At 39.2% G+C, this 18188-nt stretch carries 14 protein-coding genes; 3 read left to right on the forward strand and 11 right to left on the reverse strand.

Features of this window, described 5'->3' with window-relative positions; genetic code table 11:
• Positions 1-10: 10 nt before the first annotated feature.
• Both VXM68_RS16520 and VXM68_RS16525 read right to left on the reverse strand, forming a co-directional pair.
• Positions 11-712 (reverse strand): HAD family hydrolase, encoded by a 702-nt coding sequence (locus VXM68_RS16520; protein WP_367209411.1) that lies wholly within the window; start codon positions 710-712, stop codon positions 11-13.
• Positions 713-735: 23 nt separating this feature from the next.
• Complete coding sequence (locus VXM68_RS16525; RefSeq protein ID WP_367209412.1) at positions 736-1224, reverse strand: NUDIX domain-containing protein; 489 nt, start codon at positions 1222-1224, stop codon at positions 736-738.
• Positions 1225-1367: 143 nt separating this feature from the next.
• Between VXM68_RS16525 and VXM68_RS16530 the strand changes: the two genes are divergently transcribed.
• On the forward strand, positions 1368-2945 hold the full coding sequence (locus VXM68_RS16530; RefSeq protein ID WP_367209413.1) for a Na+/H+ antiporter: 1578 nt from the start codon (positions 1368-1370) through the stop codon (positions 2943-2945).
• A gap of 31 nt (positions 2946-2976) precedes the next feature.
• Here VXM68_RS16530 and VXM68_RS16535 read toward each other — a convergent pair whose 3' ends face one another.
• Positions 2977-3243 carry a hypothetical protein gene (locus VXM68_RS16535; RefSeq protein WP_294187955.1) on the reverse strand — a complete coding sequence of 89 codons (267 nt, stop codon included), beginning with the start codon at positions 3241-3243 and terminating at the stop codon, positions 2977-2979.
• A gap of 53 nt (positions 3244-3296) precedes the next feature.
• On the opposite strand from VXM68_RS16535, the gene VXM68_RS16540 reads away from it, so the two are divergent.
• The gene (locus VXM68_RS16540; RefSeq protein ID WP_367209414.1) at positions 3297-3539 is read left to right on the forward strand and encodes a hypothetical protein; all 243 of its coding nucleotides are present in this window, start codon (positions 3297-3299) and stop codon (positions 3537-3539) included.
• A 59-nt stretch (positions 3540-3598) separates the two neighbouring features.
• On the opposite strand, the gene VXM68_RS16545 is transcribed toward VXM68_RS16540, so the two are convergent.
• The 8 genes from VXM68_RS16545 to VXM68_RS16580 all read right to left on the reverse strand — a co-directional run bounded on the left by VXM68_RS16545 (position 3599) and on the right by VXM68_RS16580 (position 16384).
• A complete protein-coding gene (locus VXM68_RS16545; RefSeq protein WP_367209415.1) occupies positions 3599-5476 on the reverse strand; it encodes a RagB/SusD family nutrient uptake outer membrane protein in 1878 nt (625 codons plus the stop codon).
• A 27-nt stretch (positions 5477-5503) separates the two neighbouring features.
• Entirely contained in the window at positions 5504-8719 is a 3216-nt protein-coding gene (locus VXM68_RS16550) for a SusC/RagA family TonB-linked outer membrane protein (RefSeq protein ID WP_367209416.1), read from the reverse strand.
• Positions 8720-9259: 540 nt separating this feature from the next.
• Positions 9260-10156 carry a polysaccharide deacetylase family protein gene (locus VXM68_RS16555; RefSeq protein ID WP_367209417.1) on the reverse strand — a complete coding sequence of 299 codons (897 nt, stop codon included), beginning with the start codon at positions 10154-10156 and terminating at the stop codon, positions 9260-9262.
• A gap of 248 nt (positions 10157-10404) precedes the next feature.
• A complete protein-coding gene (locus tag VXM68_RS16560; protein ID WP_367209418.1) occupies positions 10405-11154 on the reverse strand; it encodes a succinate dehydrogenase/fumarate reductase iron-sulfur subunit in 750 nt (249 codons plus the stop codon).
• An 11-nt stretch (positions 11155-11165) separates the two neighbouring features.
• Positions 11166-13082, reverse strand: coding sequence for a fumarate reductase/succinate dehydrogenase flavoprotein subunit (locus tag VXM68_RS16565; protein WP_088161590.1), 1917 nt, complete (start codon positions 13080-13082; stop codon positions 11166-11168).
• 12 nt (positions 13083-13094) lie between these two features.
• Positions 13095-13751 (reverse strand): succinate dehydrogenase cytochrome b subunit, encoded by a 657-nt coding sequence (locus tag VXM68_RS16570; RefSeq protein WP_367209419.1) that lies wholly within the window; start codon positions 13749-13751, stop codon positions 13095-13097.
• Between the two features lie 15 nt (positions 13752-13766).
• Entirely contained in the window at positions 13767-15197 is a 1431-nt protein-coding gene (locus tag VXM68_RS16575; RefSeq protein WP_367209420.1) for an anion permease, read from the reverse strand.
• A 20-nt stretch (positions 15198-15217) separates the two neighbouring features.
• Positions 15218-16384, reverse strand: coding sequence for a porin (locus VXM68_RS16580; RefSeq protein ID WP_367209421.1), 1167 nt, complete (start codon positions 16382-16384; stop codon positions 15218-15220).
• 323 nt (positions 16385-16707) lie between these two features.
• Here VXM68_RS16580 and VXM68_RS16585 point away from each other — a divergent pair, with 323 nt between their 5' ends.
• Entirely contained in the window at positions 16708-18099 is a 1392-nt protein-coding gene (locus tag VXM68_RS16585) for a hypothetical protein (RefSeq protein ID WP_367209422.1), read from the forward strand.
• Positions 18100-18188: the final 89 nt, after the last annotated feature.

Genomic DNA, 18188 nt, shown 5'->3' on the forward strand with positions numbered 1-18188 from the left:
CTATTTTTAACTAAAGCAAGATTTGTATCAATTTATCTAATCTATCTATCTCAAGAAAACTACTTGGTTTTATCTCATCGCTAGCTTGTTCATGGGACCAGGTTACGTGATACGGAATATGTATTGCCTGTGCACCAATTTCCAAAACGGGTAGAATATCGGAATTTATTGAATTTCCTATCATCATGAAATTCTCGGCCGGGCATTCAATTTTGCTTAACAGTTTCTTATAATCTTCACTTTTTTTGTTACTCATAATCTCAACATGATGAAAATATTTTTGAAGAGGAGAATTCTTCAACTTTCTCTCCTGATCGAGCAGATCGCCCTTTGTAGCTACAATCAATTTGTAATGTGCACTGAGTTGTACTAACGTATCCTCTACGCCATCTAATAATTCAATCGGCATTTTTAATAAACACTGTCCAATTTCTATAATTTTGTTTACTATGCTCAAAGGCAGTTGACCAGCAGAAATACGGCTGGCAGTTTCTATCATACAAAGAATAAAACCTTTTACGCCATATCCGTAAAGCGACAGGTTGTTCATTTCCGTCTTAAATAGTTCCTGTGAAATTGCATGCTGCGGAAGATAGTTCTCCAGCAGTGCGCAGAAATCATGTTCTGCTTTTTGAAAATAGGGTTCATTTACCCATAATGTATCATCAGCATCAAAGGCAATGATTTTAATCGCGTCTTTATTAACAGTCATTTTTCTTACTCAATTAAAGCATTCTAAATAAGCTTAGTATTACTATACTGCTCCCATAGCCCCGTCAAGTTCACGGCTGAGTCATAGGTAGCATTAAGGGCGAAATGCTTCTTCTTTGCCACATAATCATAGATATAGAGATCGGTTATTGGCGTCGGAATAGCGGATAAATCCGCCGCTGAAATCCATTCTAAATCTCCTTCATTACAATACGGTACATCGACAAATTCGATGTCTGATACATATACGTAACTGATCCAGTTGTAATTAACTGGAGAAGTTTCTGTCAAAATACCACAAAACTGTTTTGAAGTTATATGGATACCTGTTTCTTCGAAAACCTCTCGCTCAACAGCTGCATCCGGATTTTCAAAGGGGTCTATTTTCCCACCAACAGGAACGTACATATCCTTGTTAGGTTCTTTTAAGCGTCTTAATAATAGGAATTTATCTTTATTTCTCAAGATACATAGTGTTGCGACTCGTTTCAAACCGATCACTTCGTTCTCCATCTTTTTTCTTTTTCTAACAAAAATAGGAAAAGATGCAACAGTCTTCAAGAAATATTTCTTCCAATTTGCAATAAGCAGATCAGCCCTCTTTTATGAAAGAATTTTGGAAATTTGCTCTATATTTATATACCTAAAATTTATATATGTTAGAAAATTTTGAATTCTATCTATTTGTGCTCCTATTGATCACGATGCTGATCTTACTGGCGAGAAAAGTTCAAGTTGCCTACCCCGTTTTACTTGTATTAGCCGGACTTGTAATTAGTTTTATACCAGGAGTTCCTGCTATAAAAATAGAGCCTGAATTAATATTTATTATTTTTTTACCTCCACTTTTGTACGAGGCTGCTTGGTCAACTTCATGGAAAGAATTATGGAGATGGCGTAGGATTATATTTAGCTTTGCTTTCGTTGTAGTCTTTTTTACAGCCTTATCGGTTGCCGTATTTGCCAATTATTTTATCCCGGGATTCTCCTTAGCACTTGGATTTTTATTGGGAGGAATAGTGTCACCGCCTGACGCCGTTAGTGCTGGCGCAATTTTAAAATTCGTAAAAGTACCCAAAAGATTGGCTTCCATTCTGGAAGGTGAAAGTTTATTGAACGATGCTTCCTCATTAATAATCTTCAGATTTGCAATGATCGCCGCAGCTACAGGACAATTTGTATGGTACCAAGCTGCCGGAAGCTTTATCTGGATGTGCGTTGGCGGTGTAGCAATAGGGCTTGCAATTGCATACATTTTCCTCAAAATGCACAAACTGTTGCCCACCGATTCAAATACAGACCTATTGCTAACGTTCATAGCACCTTTCTCCATGTATTTGATCGCAGAACAACTTCACGCTTCGGGCGTTTTGGCGGTGGTAAGTGGTGGATTATTCTTATCCTATCGTAGCCACGACTTTTTAAGTAGTGCATCCCGAATTCGCACCGTAACAGTATGGGAAAGCTTCTGCTTTTTATTGAATGGTATTGTATTTATGCTTATTGGATTAGATTTACCTGAAATTGTTTCGGGGTTGGGAGACACCAATATATCTACGGCAATTGGCTACGGTGTAGCCGTAACAATAGTACTTATTCTCGTCAGAATTTTCGCTGGATATGCTGCGGTAATCACCACTTTAGTGATGAAACATTTCATAACAGTCGCCGATGCCCAATCACCAGGTTGGCAAACCCCAATGATTATTGGTTGGACCGGAATGCGTGGTGTGGTTTCTCTTGCTGCAGCGCTTTCCATTCCCTTAACACTGTCGGATGGTACTCCTTTTCCACAAAGAAACCTTATTCTTTTTATTACATTTGTCGTTATCCTATTAACCTTGGTCGTTCAAGGATTAACACTCCCCTTTATATTAAGAACAATCAAATTAGTAGATAGAGATTTTGTCCGAAGCGAGAAGGAAATCGATTATGAAATCCAGAATAGACTAGCTCAAGTCGCTGTGGATAAAATTCGAAATGACTACGCCGACAAAATTGAAAATTTTCCGACATTAAAGGATCAGTTAGAGAAGTATGAAAATCAATTGCGGAGCTCTGAAATTATCATTAATTACGCAGAATATCGCAAAATATATATTGACATTCTAGAAACTCAACGCATGTGGCTTATCAATAAAAATCGTGAGGAGCTTCTATTAGACGAAGAAATTATTAAAAAGCACCTTCGTTTATTGGATCTTCAGGAAGAAAGATTGAATATGAAGAGCTAGGTCTCTTACAATCAGATCACTTAATTGCTGATTAATCTTCATCTAGGTAAATATCATGAACGACAAATTTAATATGTTTGTTGAAAACAATCATATCTTCAACATCTTCAGAATCTATAGGATAAAGGGTATCAACCCCTACCTCATCCAACAGTTCCGAATCTGGTATAAGTTCAAAAAAGGTAACTCCATTAACAACAGATAGTTCCTCCACTTTGATATAAGAAACATTTTGGCTTCTCCAAAGTGCCAAAATATCAGTAGAAAATAACTGATAATTACTCGCTTGATTTGACATGGATGCAAATTAAGAAAAAAAGTGGCGCAATTCACCTGTATAAAAAAAATTCCATGTCTGAACTCATTGTAAAACAAATTCTGCTAGCTGTCAAATCATTAGCTAAAATCAAATTATTCGCTTACATAACGTTGATGACCAATTACTTCAATTTCTATCGGTTCTATAAGTTTTACGTTTCAGTTCAGGGATCTCAAATTTACCTCTTTGTATTTCTTGCCCCTGTTATTGCGCGAACACTTTTTCAGCAATCCTCTTTTATGGAACAGAGCTCATCCCTTGGAAAGTGGGCATGATGGATCATCCTAAAAATAACGTTGAAAAGGCCTCCATTTATAATGAAGGCCTTTCTGAATCAATATCCGGGATTTTGAATTAACTTCGTATTTCTATTAATCTCGTCCCGATGTAAAGATGTAAAATACATCTTGTCATCCCAATTTCGGTTTTCGATTCCTGGATCAATATCCGATACAACATATTTATAGGTGTAACTGCTTGGATCATATTTATATTGTGTCACACTTTTGCCTGCCTTAAGCGTTCCAGTAATATTGATAATATTTGCCTTCCGGCCGATTGTTTCTGCAGCTATCATCCAACGTCTTGCGTCAAAGAAGCGATGTTCCTCATAAGCTAACTCTACACGACGTTCGTTTCGATAGCGTGCTTTTAACGCCGCTCCACTCTCACTACTAGGTATTGCAGGCATTCCAGCTCTAAACCGAATTTTATTCATCCATATTTTAGCCTCGCCTTCCTCACCTAACTCCAGACATGCCTCGACGTAGTTTAATACCGCTTCCGTATAACGAAACATCGGCCATGGAATACGTTGTCTTGTATTTTGGTCCTCCATTGTAGGATCTGGATCAGTAAATTTACGGATATAATAGCCCGTTCGGGAGCCGTTCCAATCTTCAATAGGGCTCTTTCTTGTGTCGAGACCAAAATGTGTGTTTTTTTGACCTTGTGCATTAACCACCTCATATTGCCCCGTCTGAATCTGATTTGCCTTATCCCTTGCGGCCACATCAGCTGTTCGAGGTTTCCAGTCTGCACCATCATACAATAGAGTTGCCTTCAAACGCGGATCGCGATTTTGATAAGGATTAGCTGCCATAGTTGGATTTGACCAATCGAACTTTTCACCGGCAATCGTCTCGTAGTCATCTACCAACAGTTGTATTGGCGTATTTCCAGCCCAATTGTGGTAACCATTCGGTCCATTGTCGCGACCTACCCAACCACCGCGTTCATCTTTTTCATCGATAAAAAATCGGCCCAAAATAATGTCTTTCGCCGCGGTAAAGTCAACTGCTTTACTCCCCCCACCTAAGGAAAGAGCCATGTAGTTAATCGTTCCATCGGCAGCCGAAACAGGCTGATTTAAATCAAGTTTATAGGCAAATTCGCTGTGATCAATGACAGCCTTAGCAGCAGCTTTAGCTTTTGCCCAACGATCGGTTTGATTACCTGTGGTATACATTATATACTCTGGGTTTTTATATCCTGCTAATAATGTAGACTTTGATTTTGCTTTATTTGCATCGTGAAGGTCACTAGCGGCATACAGCAAAACTCTTGATTTTAATGCCAGTACAGCAGCTTCGCTCGCCCTTCCTTTTACTTGAGATGCACCTTTCAAAAGCTGAGCCGCATTGTCAAGATCTTTAACTATGGCATTGACACATTCTTCATAGGTATTTCTAGGAACCATGTAGTCTTTATCGTTCAGCGTATAGATCTTATTATCGATCGGTATTCCGCCATAGTAGCGTAACAGCTGCTGATAATAATAAGCACGTAAGAAATAAGCCTCACCTAAAAGCTTATCTGCCTTTGTTTTATCAAATTTGGCTTCTGTTAAATTAGAAATCGCAATATTAGTTGCCCGGATGCGTGTATACATGCGCCCATATTCATAAGTTTCCATAATATAGCCCTGATCGGCAGGGTTTGAGCGCGATTCAGTAACTGTATTTATTCCCCGGTTTGGATGGGTGAATAGGGCTTCATCCGTCATCGAAGCCATTTGCTGTTCATAAAATCCACCTACTCCAAATCCATTATAAATTTCAGTCACAAAAGCTTCTGATAAGCCCGCATCTGACCACACCACCTCCTGTGGCACTTCACTGAGTGGCTTTGTACTTACAAAATCATCATTACAAGCGTGTAATGTTGCAGATAATACAAGTAGAATGAGTGATATATTGGTAATCTTTTTCATCTTCTTCTTCTTTTAAATTCCTGTTGATTAAAACGATAATAACGCGCCCAGATTGATTAATCTTGCTTGTGGATAATATTGTCCTAATGCATTTACAGCTTCCGGATCATACATTTTGATTTTACTCCAAGTAATTAGGTTCATTCCATTCGCGAATAGACGCAATGAGCCTATACCAATTTTATTGCATATACTAGAGGATAGATTATACCCTAATTCTACATTCTTAAGTCGGAGGTAATCTGTACTTCGCATCCAATACGTGTTATTATAGGAATAATATTGATTACCGCGGTCTGTTAAACGTGGATATACACTGCTCGGGTTACTGATACTCCAGCGATTTTCGTAGAATTCCTCCACAAAATTTCCAATAGATCCAGACTCATCTGTACCGACACGGATCTCTCCGCCTGTAGCACCCTGAAATAATACCGATAAGTCAAAATCTTTATAGGTAAGGCTAAAATTGAAACCGCCTTGAAATGTTGGATCACTATTTTTATCGCGTCTAACTTTATCATCGGGTGTGATTTTTCCGTCACCGTTGTAATCTTTATACTTCATGTCACCAGGACGTAGCGTTTTTGTTATTGCACTGTAATCTAATTGATTGTTTGCAATGTCACTTAAATCTTTGAACACGCCATCATAAATATAATAGATATCAGTTTTTATTGGCTTTCCTGTACTCTGCTGCCATGCCGGCGCTCCTGGTGCCTCATCCCAGAAGATGATTTTATTCTTCGCATACCCGCCGTTAACACCTACAGTATAACCAAGTTCCCCAACTTTACCATGGTAACCGAGATTAAACTCCCATCCCTTATTATCCACCTTACCGATATTCTCAGCTGGGAGCGTCATTCCTGTGCTCTGCGGTATGGACGCATTTTTGCGCCACAAAATTGAATTACGGCGGTTTTTGAAGATGTCAAATTCCAAGTTCAACTTGCCTTGAAGAAACTGAAAATCAAATCCGAGATTGTAGTTATTGGCTACTTCCCAAGTAATCATTTCATTTGGTATACGACTTTCGTAAAGAGACTTGGCTAACTTGTCATTTACGATATACGTTCCAAAAGAATACGTAGAAAAATATTGATACTCTTGTAATTTATCATCATAGTAGATGTTATCATTTCCCATCTGGCCGTAAGAAGCACGGATTTTGAAATAATTAATTACAGGAATATTTTCCTTCCAGAAATTTTCTTCTGATACGACCCACCCGGCCATTGCCCCAGGGAAGAACCCAAATCGCTCCCTTTCAGGAAACATGTAAGAACCGTCGTAACGCCACAAGAGTTCGGCGATGTATTTACTTTTGTAGTTATAGCCAAACCGACCAAAATAATTTAGACGTGCGCGCTTCCATGCCGCACCGTCGTTATTTTTTTCCTGTTCCCCGCCAGCGAAAAGATAATCAATTGCATTGGAAAGGAAGTAGCGGCGATAAGCACTGAATTTATCGTTATCAATTGTTTCTCTATTGATACCCGCAATAGCATTCACTTGATGGTCTCCAAATTTCCGGTCAAAGCTTAAAATACCCCCAAGTAGGATATTTAATTGATCTTCATTGCTTTGATTCAAATTTGGATCCGCAGGGCCACGTCGCCCAGGGACCAGTTGGGGTGTTTCCCCATCAGCTTCATATGCACCTTGCCACGAATATAATGTCCAGGGTATCACCCAGGTTTTTTGGTTTTTCACATATTTGTCTACAGATGCATTCAGGGTAAGCTTCAAACCATCAACCCATGGATTAGTAATTTCAACCTGTCCATTCGTTTGGAAATAATAGCGTTTGTCCCTATCATATCCTGTGGCATTAGTAGTGATAACGACGGGGTTTTCACCATTTTCTATATCTGGTCCTGGCATACCGTTTGGCCAAATTGCAGGTTGCGTGGGATTTCCGCGCATAAGCATTCTAAAGATTGTACCAGCAGTTTTTGTTGGAAAATTACGATTTTCCTGTCTCCCTAATACGCCGAATTGCGTTTTGATATATTGACTTATATTAGCATCGAGATTAATTCGCAAATCATATTGTTTATAGCCTGTGGCAGAGTTCTTGTAGTAGGCGTCCTGATTTTGATAACCCAAGGACATTAAATATTTGACATCCTCAGTACCTCCATTGATCTGGAGATTGTGGCGCTGTTGCGGCGACCAATCTTTTAGGGTAGACTTATACCAATCTGTATTTGGATGGCCCCAAGGATCAGACCCGTCGCGGTATTTTTGGATATCCTCAGGTTTAAAAGGTGCATCTAATACTCCACCATCTTTTTTAATATAACTTCCTTTATCCGTTATTGCGCTATATGCTGCAGACCATTCGTCGACCGATAGATTATAGATCTCAAGTTCGTTCCTAATTTCGGCAAATTGGGCAGCAGTGGTCAATTTAGGGATTACAGTAGGTTGGGAATATCCCTGATTAAAAGTGTAGGAAAATTGTGGCTTACCTGTTTTTCCTCTTTTCGTGGTGACAAGAATAACGCCATTAGCCGCACGCGCCCCATAAATTGCTGCAGAAGCATCTTTAAGTACCGATATATTTTCAATATCACGGGGATTAAGCCGCTCGATTCCGCCTTCACGCGCCGGAACACCGTCAATTACCACCAAAGGACTGCTATTCCCTAACGTATTTGTCCCGCGGATCTTGATGTTAGATCCATCATAACCGGGCTCGGCACTCCCATTGGTCGCTGTGACACCAGGGACACGGCCTGTTAATGCATTTGAGATGTTCAATGCTGGTGATTTGGCAAGATCACTCCCTTTAACCGTCGCTACAGACCCAGTCACAGTCTCCTTTTTTTGCTTTCCATAGCCTACCACGATAACCTCTTCCAAACTAGATTGTGAATTGAGTAGAATGACGTCAATAATACGTCTTCCCTTTACAGCTTCATCCATTGATAGCTTACCAACCATTCGAAAGTTGAGGGTACCTGTACTTGGCACCTTATCCAACTTGTATTTACCTTCATTGTCGGTCTTAGTCGCTAAGTTACTTCCACTTACCGAAATGGTCACTCCTGGAATAGGCATTCCAGCTTCATCGGTCACTTTACCTGTAACACTTAACTCTTGTTGAAAGAAAATTCCATAGCTTGCAAACGTTGCAGCGTCGACGAATTGCGGACTCAATGTGACTAAAGAACACAGTGAACCAGTCCAAAACGCTCTCTTCCATTGATTTGAGAAATAATGGCAGTTGATCATAAAAACTGTTTAATGTTTAAATTCTATTTATAATAGTTATTTTTTTTGCCGTGATAAGATTTATCGGTTTAGCATCTTACAACAGCGGTTTATAATTGAATATGCATTTTGAATTTACAAAAATTATGATAAAATACAAGTGTTATTTTTACACTATTTAACATATTTTACATAAACACCTGTAAATAAGTTACTTGATTTTTATTTAGTAAGTGATCTTTTCGCACAACTCGCAAAATAATTTTAATTTTTTTTTAAGATTGTTTTGACCTCTTTATTACATAGACCTTCACAAAGGATTGCGTGAATAAATACATCTTTACAATATCGAAATTATATTAGTGCATATAAAATAAAAGGACAGCTTTCTATACTTTCTAATTACATCTATAATTAATTTAATAAAAACAGCCAAAATTGCAGCATAGCGCAGTAGTTAAACAGCAATTATTAAGAGATAGGAAAAAAGATTGTAAGAGAGCAAATAGAACGGTAGGCAATTTAAAACACGCTGTCATCTTTTGATGCCAGCGTGCTTAATTAATACTTAATGGGATAATCTTGCATAAATTCAAATTGGTAGCCTTCCATTTTAAGTGCGTCGATTAACAAAGACAATTCCTGCTGTCCCTTTTTCGTTTGGAACATATCATCATGCATCAAGAAAACGACATTGTTCGGTACCATTGAACTCTTGTTGTTCATATAATTCCTAATATGAGTCAGGGTCGATTCCTGACTCTGAATGGGTGCTCCAGTAATACTATTGAGTCTCCATTCCACATCCCAACCATAAATCGTATAGCCATTTTTATGAAGCAAATCTGCCGTACTGGTTCCGTTCTTGAGGTCTATCTTTCGTACATGATCATAGATCCAGATATTCCTTCCCGGAAGTCGAACGATCTTATGCTTCAAGTTGAGATCCGTTTCATTTTTTTCAAAATCAGCAAAAGCTTTTTGAGGGTTATTATAAAATCTAGAATATTGATTATTTGCGTGTGTATAACTATGATTGTAACATGCCACGAGAGGATTTGATTCATATCGCGCAAGATCACGTTTCCTACCTTTACTCATATTGGCGTGCTTGCCAATAAGGAATACACTCACTTTAATGTTTTTTTCTTTCGCAATAGAATCGATAAAGGCACTACCAATCAATGGACCGTCATCAAAAGTTAAATAAATATGTTTAGGGTGTTTATCAAAAGCCCTACGCAAGGAATCTTTAAGTTCACGCTTTTGCTGTTTGATCGGAACAGGATGCAAGCTATCTACTGTAAATTGAATCTGATTTTTCTGAAGTGAATCCCACCTATTCAACAAATGTGGTATTTTTTCCTTGACAACCAATTTTTCCGTAAGTGTGTCCTTCAGCTCGCCTTTTCCCAAGACTTTGTTTGAAAAATCCTTACATGCGGTTACACTAAACATTGTACTACAAATGAAAAGTACCACAAACAACCTACTACACTTCATATCAATCGCTAAAACTTTAATGAATTTCTTTTTTCAAAATTACTACAAAAACCTATTTATTAACCGAAAAATCTTACAAATCCCTACTTTCAGGGATAAGGTTAGTAACCTTCATCAATCCCGTACACCTCTTTTATGGCTTCAGTTTTTATTATAAATCCGATATAAGAAACAATCGTGCCACTTTTTTCGACAGTTGGTCTCTATTTCTTTTTAAAAAATAGTGCTTTGTTATATTCAAAATTCATGCGCGCTATATTCAAAACTGATATACCTTGTGGGCATTCCACCTCGCAGGCTTCTGTATTCGTGCAGTGACCAAATGACTCCAAATCCATTTGCTTCACCATATTTAAAACACGTTCACTGCGCTCTTCTTTTCCCTGTGGAAGCAAAGCCATATGGGTAATCTTTGCGGAGGTAAATAATGCGGCGCTACCATTTTTACACGTTGCAACACAAGCACCACAACCAATACAGGCCGCTGAGTCAAATGCTGACTCAGCTAACTCATGAGAAATAGGAATCACTCTCGCGTCTGGGGCTTGACCAGTATTGATGGATACAAATCCCCCAGAAGAAATAATCCGGTCAAATGCCGAACGGTCCACTTTTAAATCCTTTTTAACCTGAAATGCTGCTGATCGGAAAGGTTCGATAAGAATCGTATCGTTATCTTTGAATGAACGTAAATGTAGCTGACAGGTGGTTGTATGCTTAAGTGGTCCATGTGCGATGCCATTGATCATCATGCCGCATTGTCCACAGATCCCTTCACGACAATCATGGTCAAATTCTACAGGTTCGTCTCCATGCGTAATAAGCTGTTCATTTAGGGTATCCAACATCTCCAAAAACGACATATGTGGATTGAGATCTGTTAAGGTGTAAGTAACTAATTTTCCTGTAGCGTTGCGATCTTTTTGCCGCCATATTTTAAGGTGTAAATCCATAATCGTTCTATTTATTTATAGCTTCTTACAGTTGGTTGTATTTCTTCAAAAATTAATGGTTCCCGAATTAGCTCAGGTTCTTGCCCCTCTCCCTTCCAGGCCCAAGCGGAAATAAACTGATATTCAGCGTCATTCCGTAATGCCTCCCCATCTGCAGTCTGATATTCCTCCCGGAAATGTGCCCCACAGGATTCGTTCCGCGTCAACGCATCATAACACATCAATTCTCCAATTTCAAAGTAATCGGCTACACGTCCAGCTTTTTCCAATTCTGTATTTAAGGTATTGGCTTCACCACTAACAATTACATCTTTATAAAACTCTTGCTTCAGCCTATTAATCTCCACAATAGCATAACGGAGGCCTTTCTCATTACGCGCGAGCCCACAATAGTCATAGAGTATTTTACCCAGTGTTTTATGAAAATAATCTACGGTTTTACTGCCTTTGATCTTTAAAAATCGATCAATTTGCGCACGAACACCTACCTCTGCACGTTCAAACTCAATATGGTCTGTAGAAATTTTCCCCGTGTGAATATCGTTTGCCAAATAATTTGCAATCGTATAGGGCGCAATAAAATAACCATCCACAGAGGCTTGGAGCAAGGAATTGGCACCCAATCTATTTGCACCGTGGTCTGCAAAATTAGCTTCACCTAACGCAAATAAGCCCGGCAGGCTTGTCATCAGCTCATAATCTATCCATAATCCCCCCATTGAAAAATGCGCGGAGGGTGAAATCATCATCGGTTCTTTATAAGCATCATATCCCGTAATCTTTTCATACATATCGAACAGATTACCATATTTCTCTTGTATTTTCTGTTTCCCCTGTTCTCTAATAGCTTTCGCAAAATCAAGGTAAACAGCATTTTTAAGTGGACCAATCCCAAAGCCAGCATCAATCCGTTCTTTGGCCGCCCGAGATGAAATGTCCCTTGGAGCAAGATTACCAAATGCCGGATAACGACGTTCTAAATAGTAATCTCTCTCTTCCTCCGGAATAGCGTTTGGTTCCCGCTTCTCATCTTCTTTCAAGGGAACCCAAATCCTTCCGTCATTACGTAACGACTCTGACATTAGTGTTAATTTAGACTGATAATCGCCAGACTGCGGCAACGAAGTCGGATGAATCTGAATCCAGCTCGGGGAGGCCATTAATGCACCCTTCTTGTGTGCCCGCCAAATGGCAGAGCCGTTACAGCCCATTGCTAGTGTCGATAGATAATAAATTTTACCATACCCTCCGGTTGCTAGTATAACGGTATGTGCAGCGTGTCGTTCAAGCTCCCCTGTATCGAGATTTCGAACAATAACGCCACGTGCCTTTCCATCTATTACAACGATGTCGAGCATTTCATGCCTGGAAAAAAGCTGTACGGCACCTTTGCCGACCTGGCGCATAAGTGCCTGATAAGCTCCCAAAAGAAGCTGCTGTCCAGTTTGACCTCTCGCATAGAATGTACGACTTACCTGTACACCTCCGAAAGATCGATTGTTCAGATAGCCTCCATATTCACGACCGAAAGGAACACCCTGTGCAACTGCCTGGTCGATTAAATTGAGCGAACATTCGGCCATACGATAGACATTGGCCTCACGGGCACGAAAATCACCGCCCTTTAGCGTATCAACAAACATACGATAAACACTGTCCCCGTCATTTTTATAATTTTTTGCGGCATTTACACCACCTTGAGCAGCCACAGAATGTGCCCTTCTCGGACTGTCCTGAAAGCAGAAGGATTTTACCTGATACCCCATCTCCCCAAGAGAAGCTGCGATGGAGCTACCCGCCAGTCCGGTTCCGATAACGATAACATCCAGTTTTTTACGATTTGCAGGATTAACAAGCTTGGCAGTCTTTTTATAACGGGTCCATTTTTGATCCAATGGTCCATCCGGTATTTTTGAATTTAATGTCATGACTTCTCCCCCTTATTTAACTGTAAAAAATATATAAATAGGCATCAAAGCAAAACCAATGCTTATGATGACCGAATAGCTGATACCAATAATCTTAAACCATTTAACAAATTTGGGATGGAATAAGCCCAAAGTTCGAATCGCACTATGAATCCCATGAATAAGATGATAACACAGGGCAACCATAGATAAAACGTAAATAAGTACATACCACCATTGCTGAAAAACCTCAATTACAAGCACATATAAATCCTTGTTACCGCGTTCATCAAGTGGAAGAGCGCCAAATTTATACACGTACCAAAAATTCTGGAAATGGATAACTAAAAAAATGAGGATCAGGGTCCCTAAAATCCCCATATTTCGCGAATACCACTTGCTTGCCCTTCCCCGATGATCTGAAACATAGTGGGCACCGGTCTTTTTATTCTTTACGGTGATGATCAATCCGTCCAAAGCATGCACAATAATGCTTGCATAAAGTACGTAAGAAATAATTTTGATCAAGATATTGCCTGCCAAAAAATGTGAGTAGGCATTAAATTGTAGATGTGCTTGTTCCTGCGGTAAGAATAGCTGTAAGTTCCCAAGAAAGTGAATCAGTAAAAAGAACGCTAAAAATAAACCCGTCAGACACATAAGCATCTTCTTTGACAATGTAGTTAACATAATAAGATCTTAATTTTAATAATAGCCTATAACCTTCATCCACAATCCACCAACGCCCATATAAATCACCAATAATACGATACCAATTTCCAGTCCACGCAGCCACCATGATTTTAAATCGACGTATCCGCTTCCAAAAAATACCGGTGCAGGGCCATGGCCATAATGTGTCAAAACACCATAGATAGAGCCCAAGAATCCAAGCATCATTGCAAGCAGCATTGGCGGAATACCCAAAGAAACACCAACCCCCAACAAGGCCGCATACATAGCCGCAACATGCGCGGTAGCACTCGCAAAAATGTAGTGACTAAAGAAATAAACAAGAATGATTACCGGAAAGGCTATTTGCCAACTTAAATCACCAATCTGTACTTTGATCAGGTCGCTAAACCAGCCGATAAAGCCAAGCTCATTTAAGGAACTGGCCATCATAACCAAAACAGCAAACCAAACAATCGTATCCCATGCTCCTTTTTCGGCTTTAACATCCTCCCAGGTCAATACAGAGGTCAGTAAAAGTAGTGTCAAACCGATGAAGGCTGTGGTTGTCGCATCAATTGAAAAAGAACCACCAAAAATCCATAATGCCAATAAGATAAAGAACGCCAAAAGCATTAACCATTCATTTCTGGAAATTGGTCCCATCTCTTTTAATTTCTGCGCCGCCATCTTAGGTGCATCACCTGTTTTTTTCAATTCAGGTGGATATAACTTATAAAGAACAAGCGGAACTACAAAAAATGCGACAATACCGGGTATAAATCCAGCAATCGCCCAGGACATCCAGGTAATATCAATTCCTAGGTTTGCAGCAAATTTTTGACACATTGGATTACTGGCCGTTCCCGTCAAAAACATCGAAGAAGCAATTAGATTCATATAATAACTATTTAAAGTCAGATAGGATCCCAATTTTCGATGTGTCTCTGGCTTATCTGGAACAGAATCAAAACTAATTGCCATCGATTTCATGATGGGATAAATAATCCCACCCCCTCGAGCTGTATTACTGGGAATCGCCGGAGCCAAACAAACATCCGCCAAGCCCAATCCATAAGCAAGTCCTAATGAACTCTTTCCAAAAACTCGAATAAAAAGAAAGGCAATTCGATTTCCCAGTCCAGTTTTAATAAAACCCCGGGCAATAAAAAAGGAGATACCAATCAACCAAATTACCTTATCTCCAAAACCTGTCAAAGCTTTTGTAATCGACTTACCCGCATCTTCCGGCGCCAATACTTGTGTCAGGGCCGTAAACGCAATGGCCATCATACACATCGTACCCATAGGAGCCGCTTTTAAAATAATCCCAAGAATGTTTGCGGAGAAAATTGCAAATAAATGCCAGGCTTCTGGACGGACGCCTTTCGGTATTGGGATAAACCATAAAATGAGTGCTACTAGAAAAGTAATGGCAACATTTTTAATACTGATTTCTTTCATGATAAACGTAGTTTAATAGATTAGAATCGACTTTGTACTTGAACAATAAATAAATTTTTGTTGAATTCGCTGGTATTCTCTGTTTGCTTTTTATATCGGTCCAATTGAAGTCCCAACTGTATTCTTGCACCATAATTTTTTAAAAATTCCAAGCCAAACATCGGCGTATATGTTTGACGCGCATTTGCATTGAGTTTGTAATTTGGGTCAATATACTCATACCGACATGATAGCTCAAAAGCACTTAGATTGAAATAATTCACTTCATATCTTAAGTTGGGTAGAAAATAGATACCGCGGACCAAATAGTCGCTCAACTTGGATGTTCGCGCACTTTCTTCCAAAGAATAATACAGGTTATGATTGATCGCCTGTTTTGCTTCCAGTTGCATATCAAGATTCCATCGTTTACCAAAACTAACATTACCAGTTAGATCTACACCTAATGCATGTACTTGTTTTTTCATCACATCACCTACGCCACCATTAAGCCCTAAATTAACACCATACTTCTTTGAAAGCCCAAAGACCAAACGGGTGGCATATTGCTTACCATTATCGTTATCAACAACTTGATTCTTCCCGTTCCCGTTCAGCACAGATAAGGAATAACTAAAGGGCATATCGCCTAGCGTAGTCTCGCCTGTCGCAGCAACCCCGATTTGAAAACTTGCCCAACCTAATTTACCGAATTCAAGATACTGGTTCGACCAGTCCAACGATTTGATGATGTCAATAGGGTAAGTTTCCTCGATGCCAAACCAAGGACGAAATTGGCCCACTGTGATTGCCAATTTGGGACTAAATGTATATTTCAAGTAGGCATTTTCGAGCACTTTTGTTTTGGGATCACTTTTGAAATCTGCGAGGTTAGCTAATACGGCAACTTCAGTACGCTTGCTAATCTGAGCGCGCATCTGTACCCGCATATATTTTACCATAAAATTGTTATCCGTACCTGAACCATCACTGTGATGTAGCCCATTGACATCGACATCTTTTGTAGCACTAACGAGATAACGGGCCTGAAACAAACCTTTCACCTGAAGCTTGGGATATGTCGTGTCATCTTTTTTTTGTTGCACAGAATCAACTTTATGCTCTTGTACAGTACCTGATTCTTGCCCTTTGACCAAGGTATGGCTCAATAAACATGCAATAGAAATTGGAATGTAGCGTTTCTTCATACTAAAACATTTTTTTTCTTAGCCAGTAGCCCAGCTTACTTCTCATTGTTAATAATCTTATCGTCCTAAATCTAAAGTTGTAGGTACAACACATAGCTCTAAAAAATGTTTTGTTATTCTAATAAAATTTAATAACTGTAAGAAAATCAAACGGATTAAAAAAAGATCAGGTATAAATTCCACGTTTTTATGTAATTTCACACGCGAATTTCAATACAATCTAAATTTAAAACCTATAGATTGATCTTTTCATGAGTTTTGCAGTTCATGAGAAAACTTCATCATTTACATATGGAATACATTTTAGAATCGATAAATATATTATGAAAGAAACACTAATCAGAACATGCTTTATTGGCCTTGCGCTCCTTTTGATTCAAAGCTTTTCAGTATCAAGCGTTCACGCCACAGACAAAGAAAAAACCGCTATGTTTTGGACCTGGCTAGATTACAAGGCCAAAACAAACTTTGATTCTATTTGCCGTGAGATGAACTATCTAGGGATCGATGGCGTGATGTTAAATGCTGCTAGTCCAGATGAGTATCGTGTAGCGATTCCTATTGCAAAAAAATACGGCATCCAGGTTATAGCCTGGCTTTGGACGATGAATCTGGAACACGACAGAGATAAAATACTTAAAGAGCATCCAGATTGGTTCAGTGTCAATCGCAATGGAAAAAGTCTCGCAGATACTACTGCATACGTTGGTTATTATAAATTTTTATCGCCCGTAGTACCAGGAGTAAAAGAATATATCAAAAAGAAAATTGAATCCTATTGTGAAGTTGAGGGATTGGAGGGTATCTCTATTGACTACAATCGTTATGTGGATGTTGTCCTCCCCACAACCCTTTGGCCTAAATATAATATTGTCCAAGATCGCGAGTATCCCGCTTGGGATTACGGCTACCATCCCATTGCTATAGAAAAATTTAAAAAACAATATGGCTATGACCCTCGTGCACAAAAAGATCCATCGAAAGATCTCAAATGGCGCCAATTTCGTTGCGATCAGATAACAGATATCGCCAATATGATTGCAGAAATTGTTCATTCTCATGGCAAAACAATGGCAGCATCCCCATTTCCGACCCCCAAAATGGCTTCGCGTATGGTACGTCAAGATTGGGGTAAGTGGAATTTAGATGTTGTTTTTCCAATGGTGTACAGCAATTTCTATACAGAAGATCCAAGCTTTATTAGCGATTGTACCTTAGAAAATGTGCGCGATAAAGGTGCAAATACGTCCCTATACTGTGGGTTGATGGCTAAAAATAATGAGGAAATATTTACCGATATGGATGAAGCGCTAAATAATGGTGCGCAGGGAATTTCTATTTTTACCATCCATAGCTTAAAAGACCCTCAGATCAAGGAAAAATTCAGAGCCTATACAGCTGCTGCGAAAGCGAAGAAAGCTCAAAATAATGGAACTTTAACAGGTTTGGCACATGTGAAAATCGAAAATAATCCCTTCAAAAAAGAAGGAATTATGAAATTAATCAACCAAAAGATACAAGATTTGGTCCGTTCAGAAAACCCTGCTGCCAGCCCGATAGCATTATTTAGATATAAAAAAATAGATGCATATGATGTCACTCAAAAATACCTCGTTACTGATAAGGTGAGCAAAAAGAATTTTTACGTCACCTTCTTTTTCTATGGCGGTATACTTTCCGGTTGGAATGTGGACCCAGCTCCAAATGCAGCCTAAAGGATGACCTACTAGGAAGAGGTGCTAAAAACGTTATCTATTGGGCACCTCTTTTCTTTTTAATACACTGTTCCCTATCTTTGGAACGA

This window comes from Sphingobacterium sp. R2 (genome assembly GCF_040760075.1).
Classification (GTDB): Bacteria; Bacteroidota; Bacteroidia; order Sphingobacteriales; family Sphingobacteriaceae; genus Sphingobacterium.

Coding starts and splice junctions, on each gene's coding strand:
- VXM68_RS16520 (WP_367209411.1), bottom strand. CDS start 712: ATGACTGTTAATAAAGACGCGATTAAAATCATTGCCTTTGATGCTGAT.
- VXM68_RS16525 (WP_367209412.1), bottom strand. CDS start 1,224: ATGGAGAACGAAGTGATCGGTTTGAAACGAGTCGCAACACTATGTATC.
- VXM68_RS16530 (WP_367209413.1), top strand. CDS start 1,368: ATGTTAGAAAATTTTGAATTCTATCTATTTGTGCTCCTATTGATCACG.
- VXM68_RS16535 (WP_294187955.1), bottom strand. CDS start 3,243: ATGTCAAATCAAGCGAGTAATTATCAGTTATTTTCTACTGATATTTTG.
- VXM68_RS16540 (WP_367209414.1), top strand. CDS start 3,297: ATGTCTGAACTCATTGTAAAACAAATTCTGCTAGCTGTCAAATCATTA.
- VXM68_RS16545 (WP_367209415.1), bottom strand. CDS start 5,476: ATGAAAAAGATTACCAATATATCACTCATTCTACTTGTATTATCTGCA.
- VXM68_RS16550 (WP_367209416.1), bottom strand. CDS start 8,719: ATGATCAACTGCCATTATTTCTCAAATCAATGGAAGAGAGCGTTTTGG.
- VXM68_RS16555 (WP_367209417.1), bottom strand. CDS start 10,156: ATGTTTAGTGTAACCGCATGTAAGGATTTTTCAAACAAAGTCTTGGGA.
- VXM68_RS16560 (WP_367209418.1), bottom strand. CDS start 11,154: ATGGATTTACACCTTAAAATATGGCGGCAAAAAGATCGCAACGCTACA.
- VXM68_RS16565 (WP_088161590.1), bottom strand. CDS start 13,082: ATGACATTAAATTCAAAAATACCGGATGGACCATTGGATCAAAAATGG.
- VXM68_RS16570 (WP_367209419.1), bottom strand. CDS start 13,751: ATGTTAACTACATTGTCAAAGAAGATGCTTATGTGTCTGACGGGTTTA.
- VXM68_RS16575 (WP_367209420.1), bottom strand. CDS start 15,197: ATGAAAGAAATCAGTATTAAAAATGTTGCCATTACTTTTCTAGTAGCA.
- VXM68_RS16580 (WP_367209421.1), bottom strand. CDS start 16,384: ATGAAGAAACGCTACATTCCAATTTCTATTGCATGTTTATTGAGCCAT.
- VXM68_RS16585 (WP_367209422.1), top strand. CDS start 16,708: ATGAAAGAAACACTAATCAGAACATGCTTTATTGGCCTTGCGCTCCTT.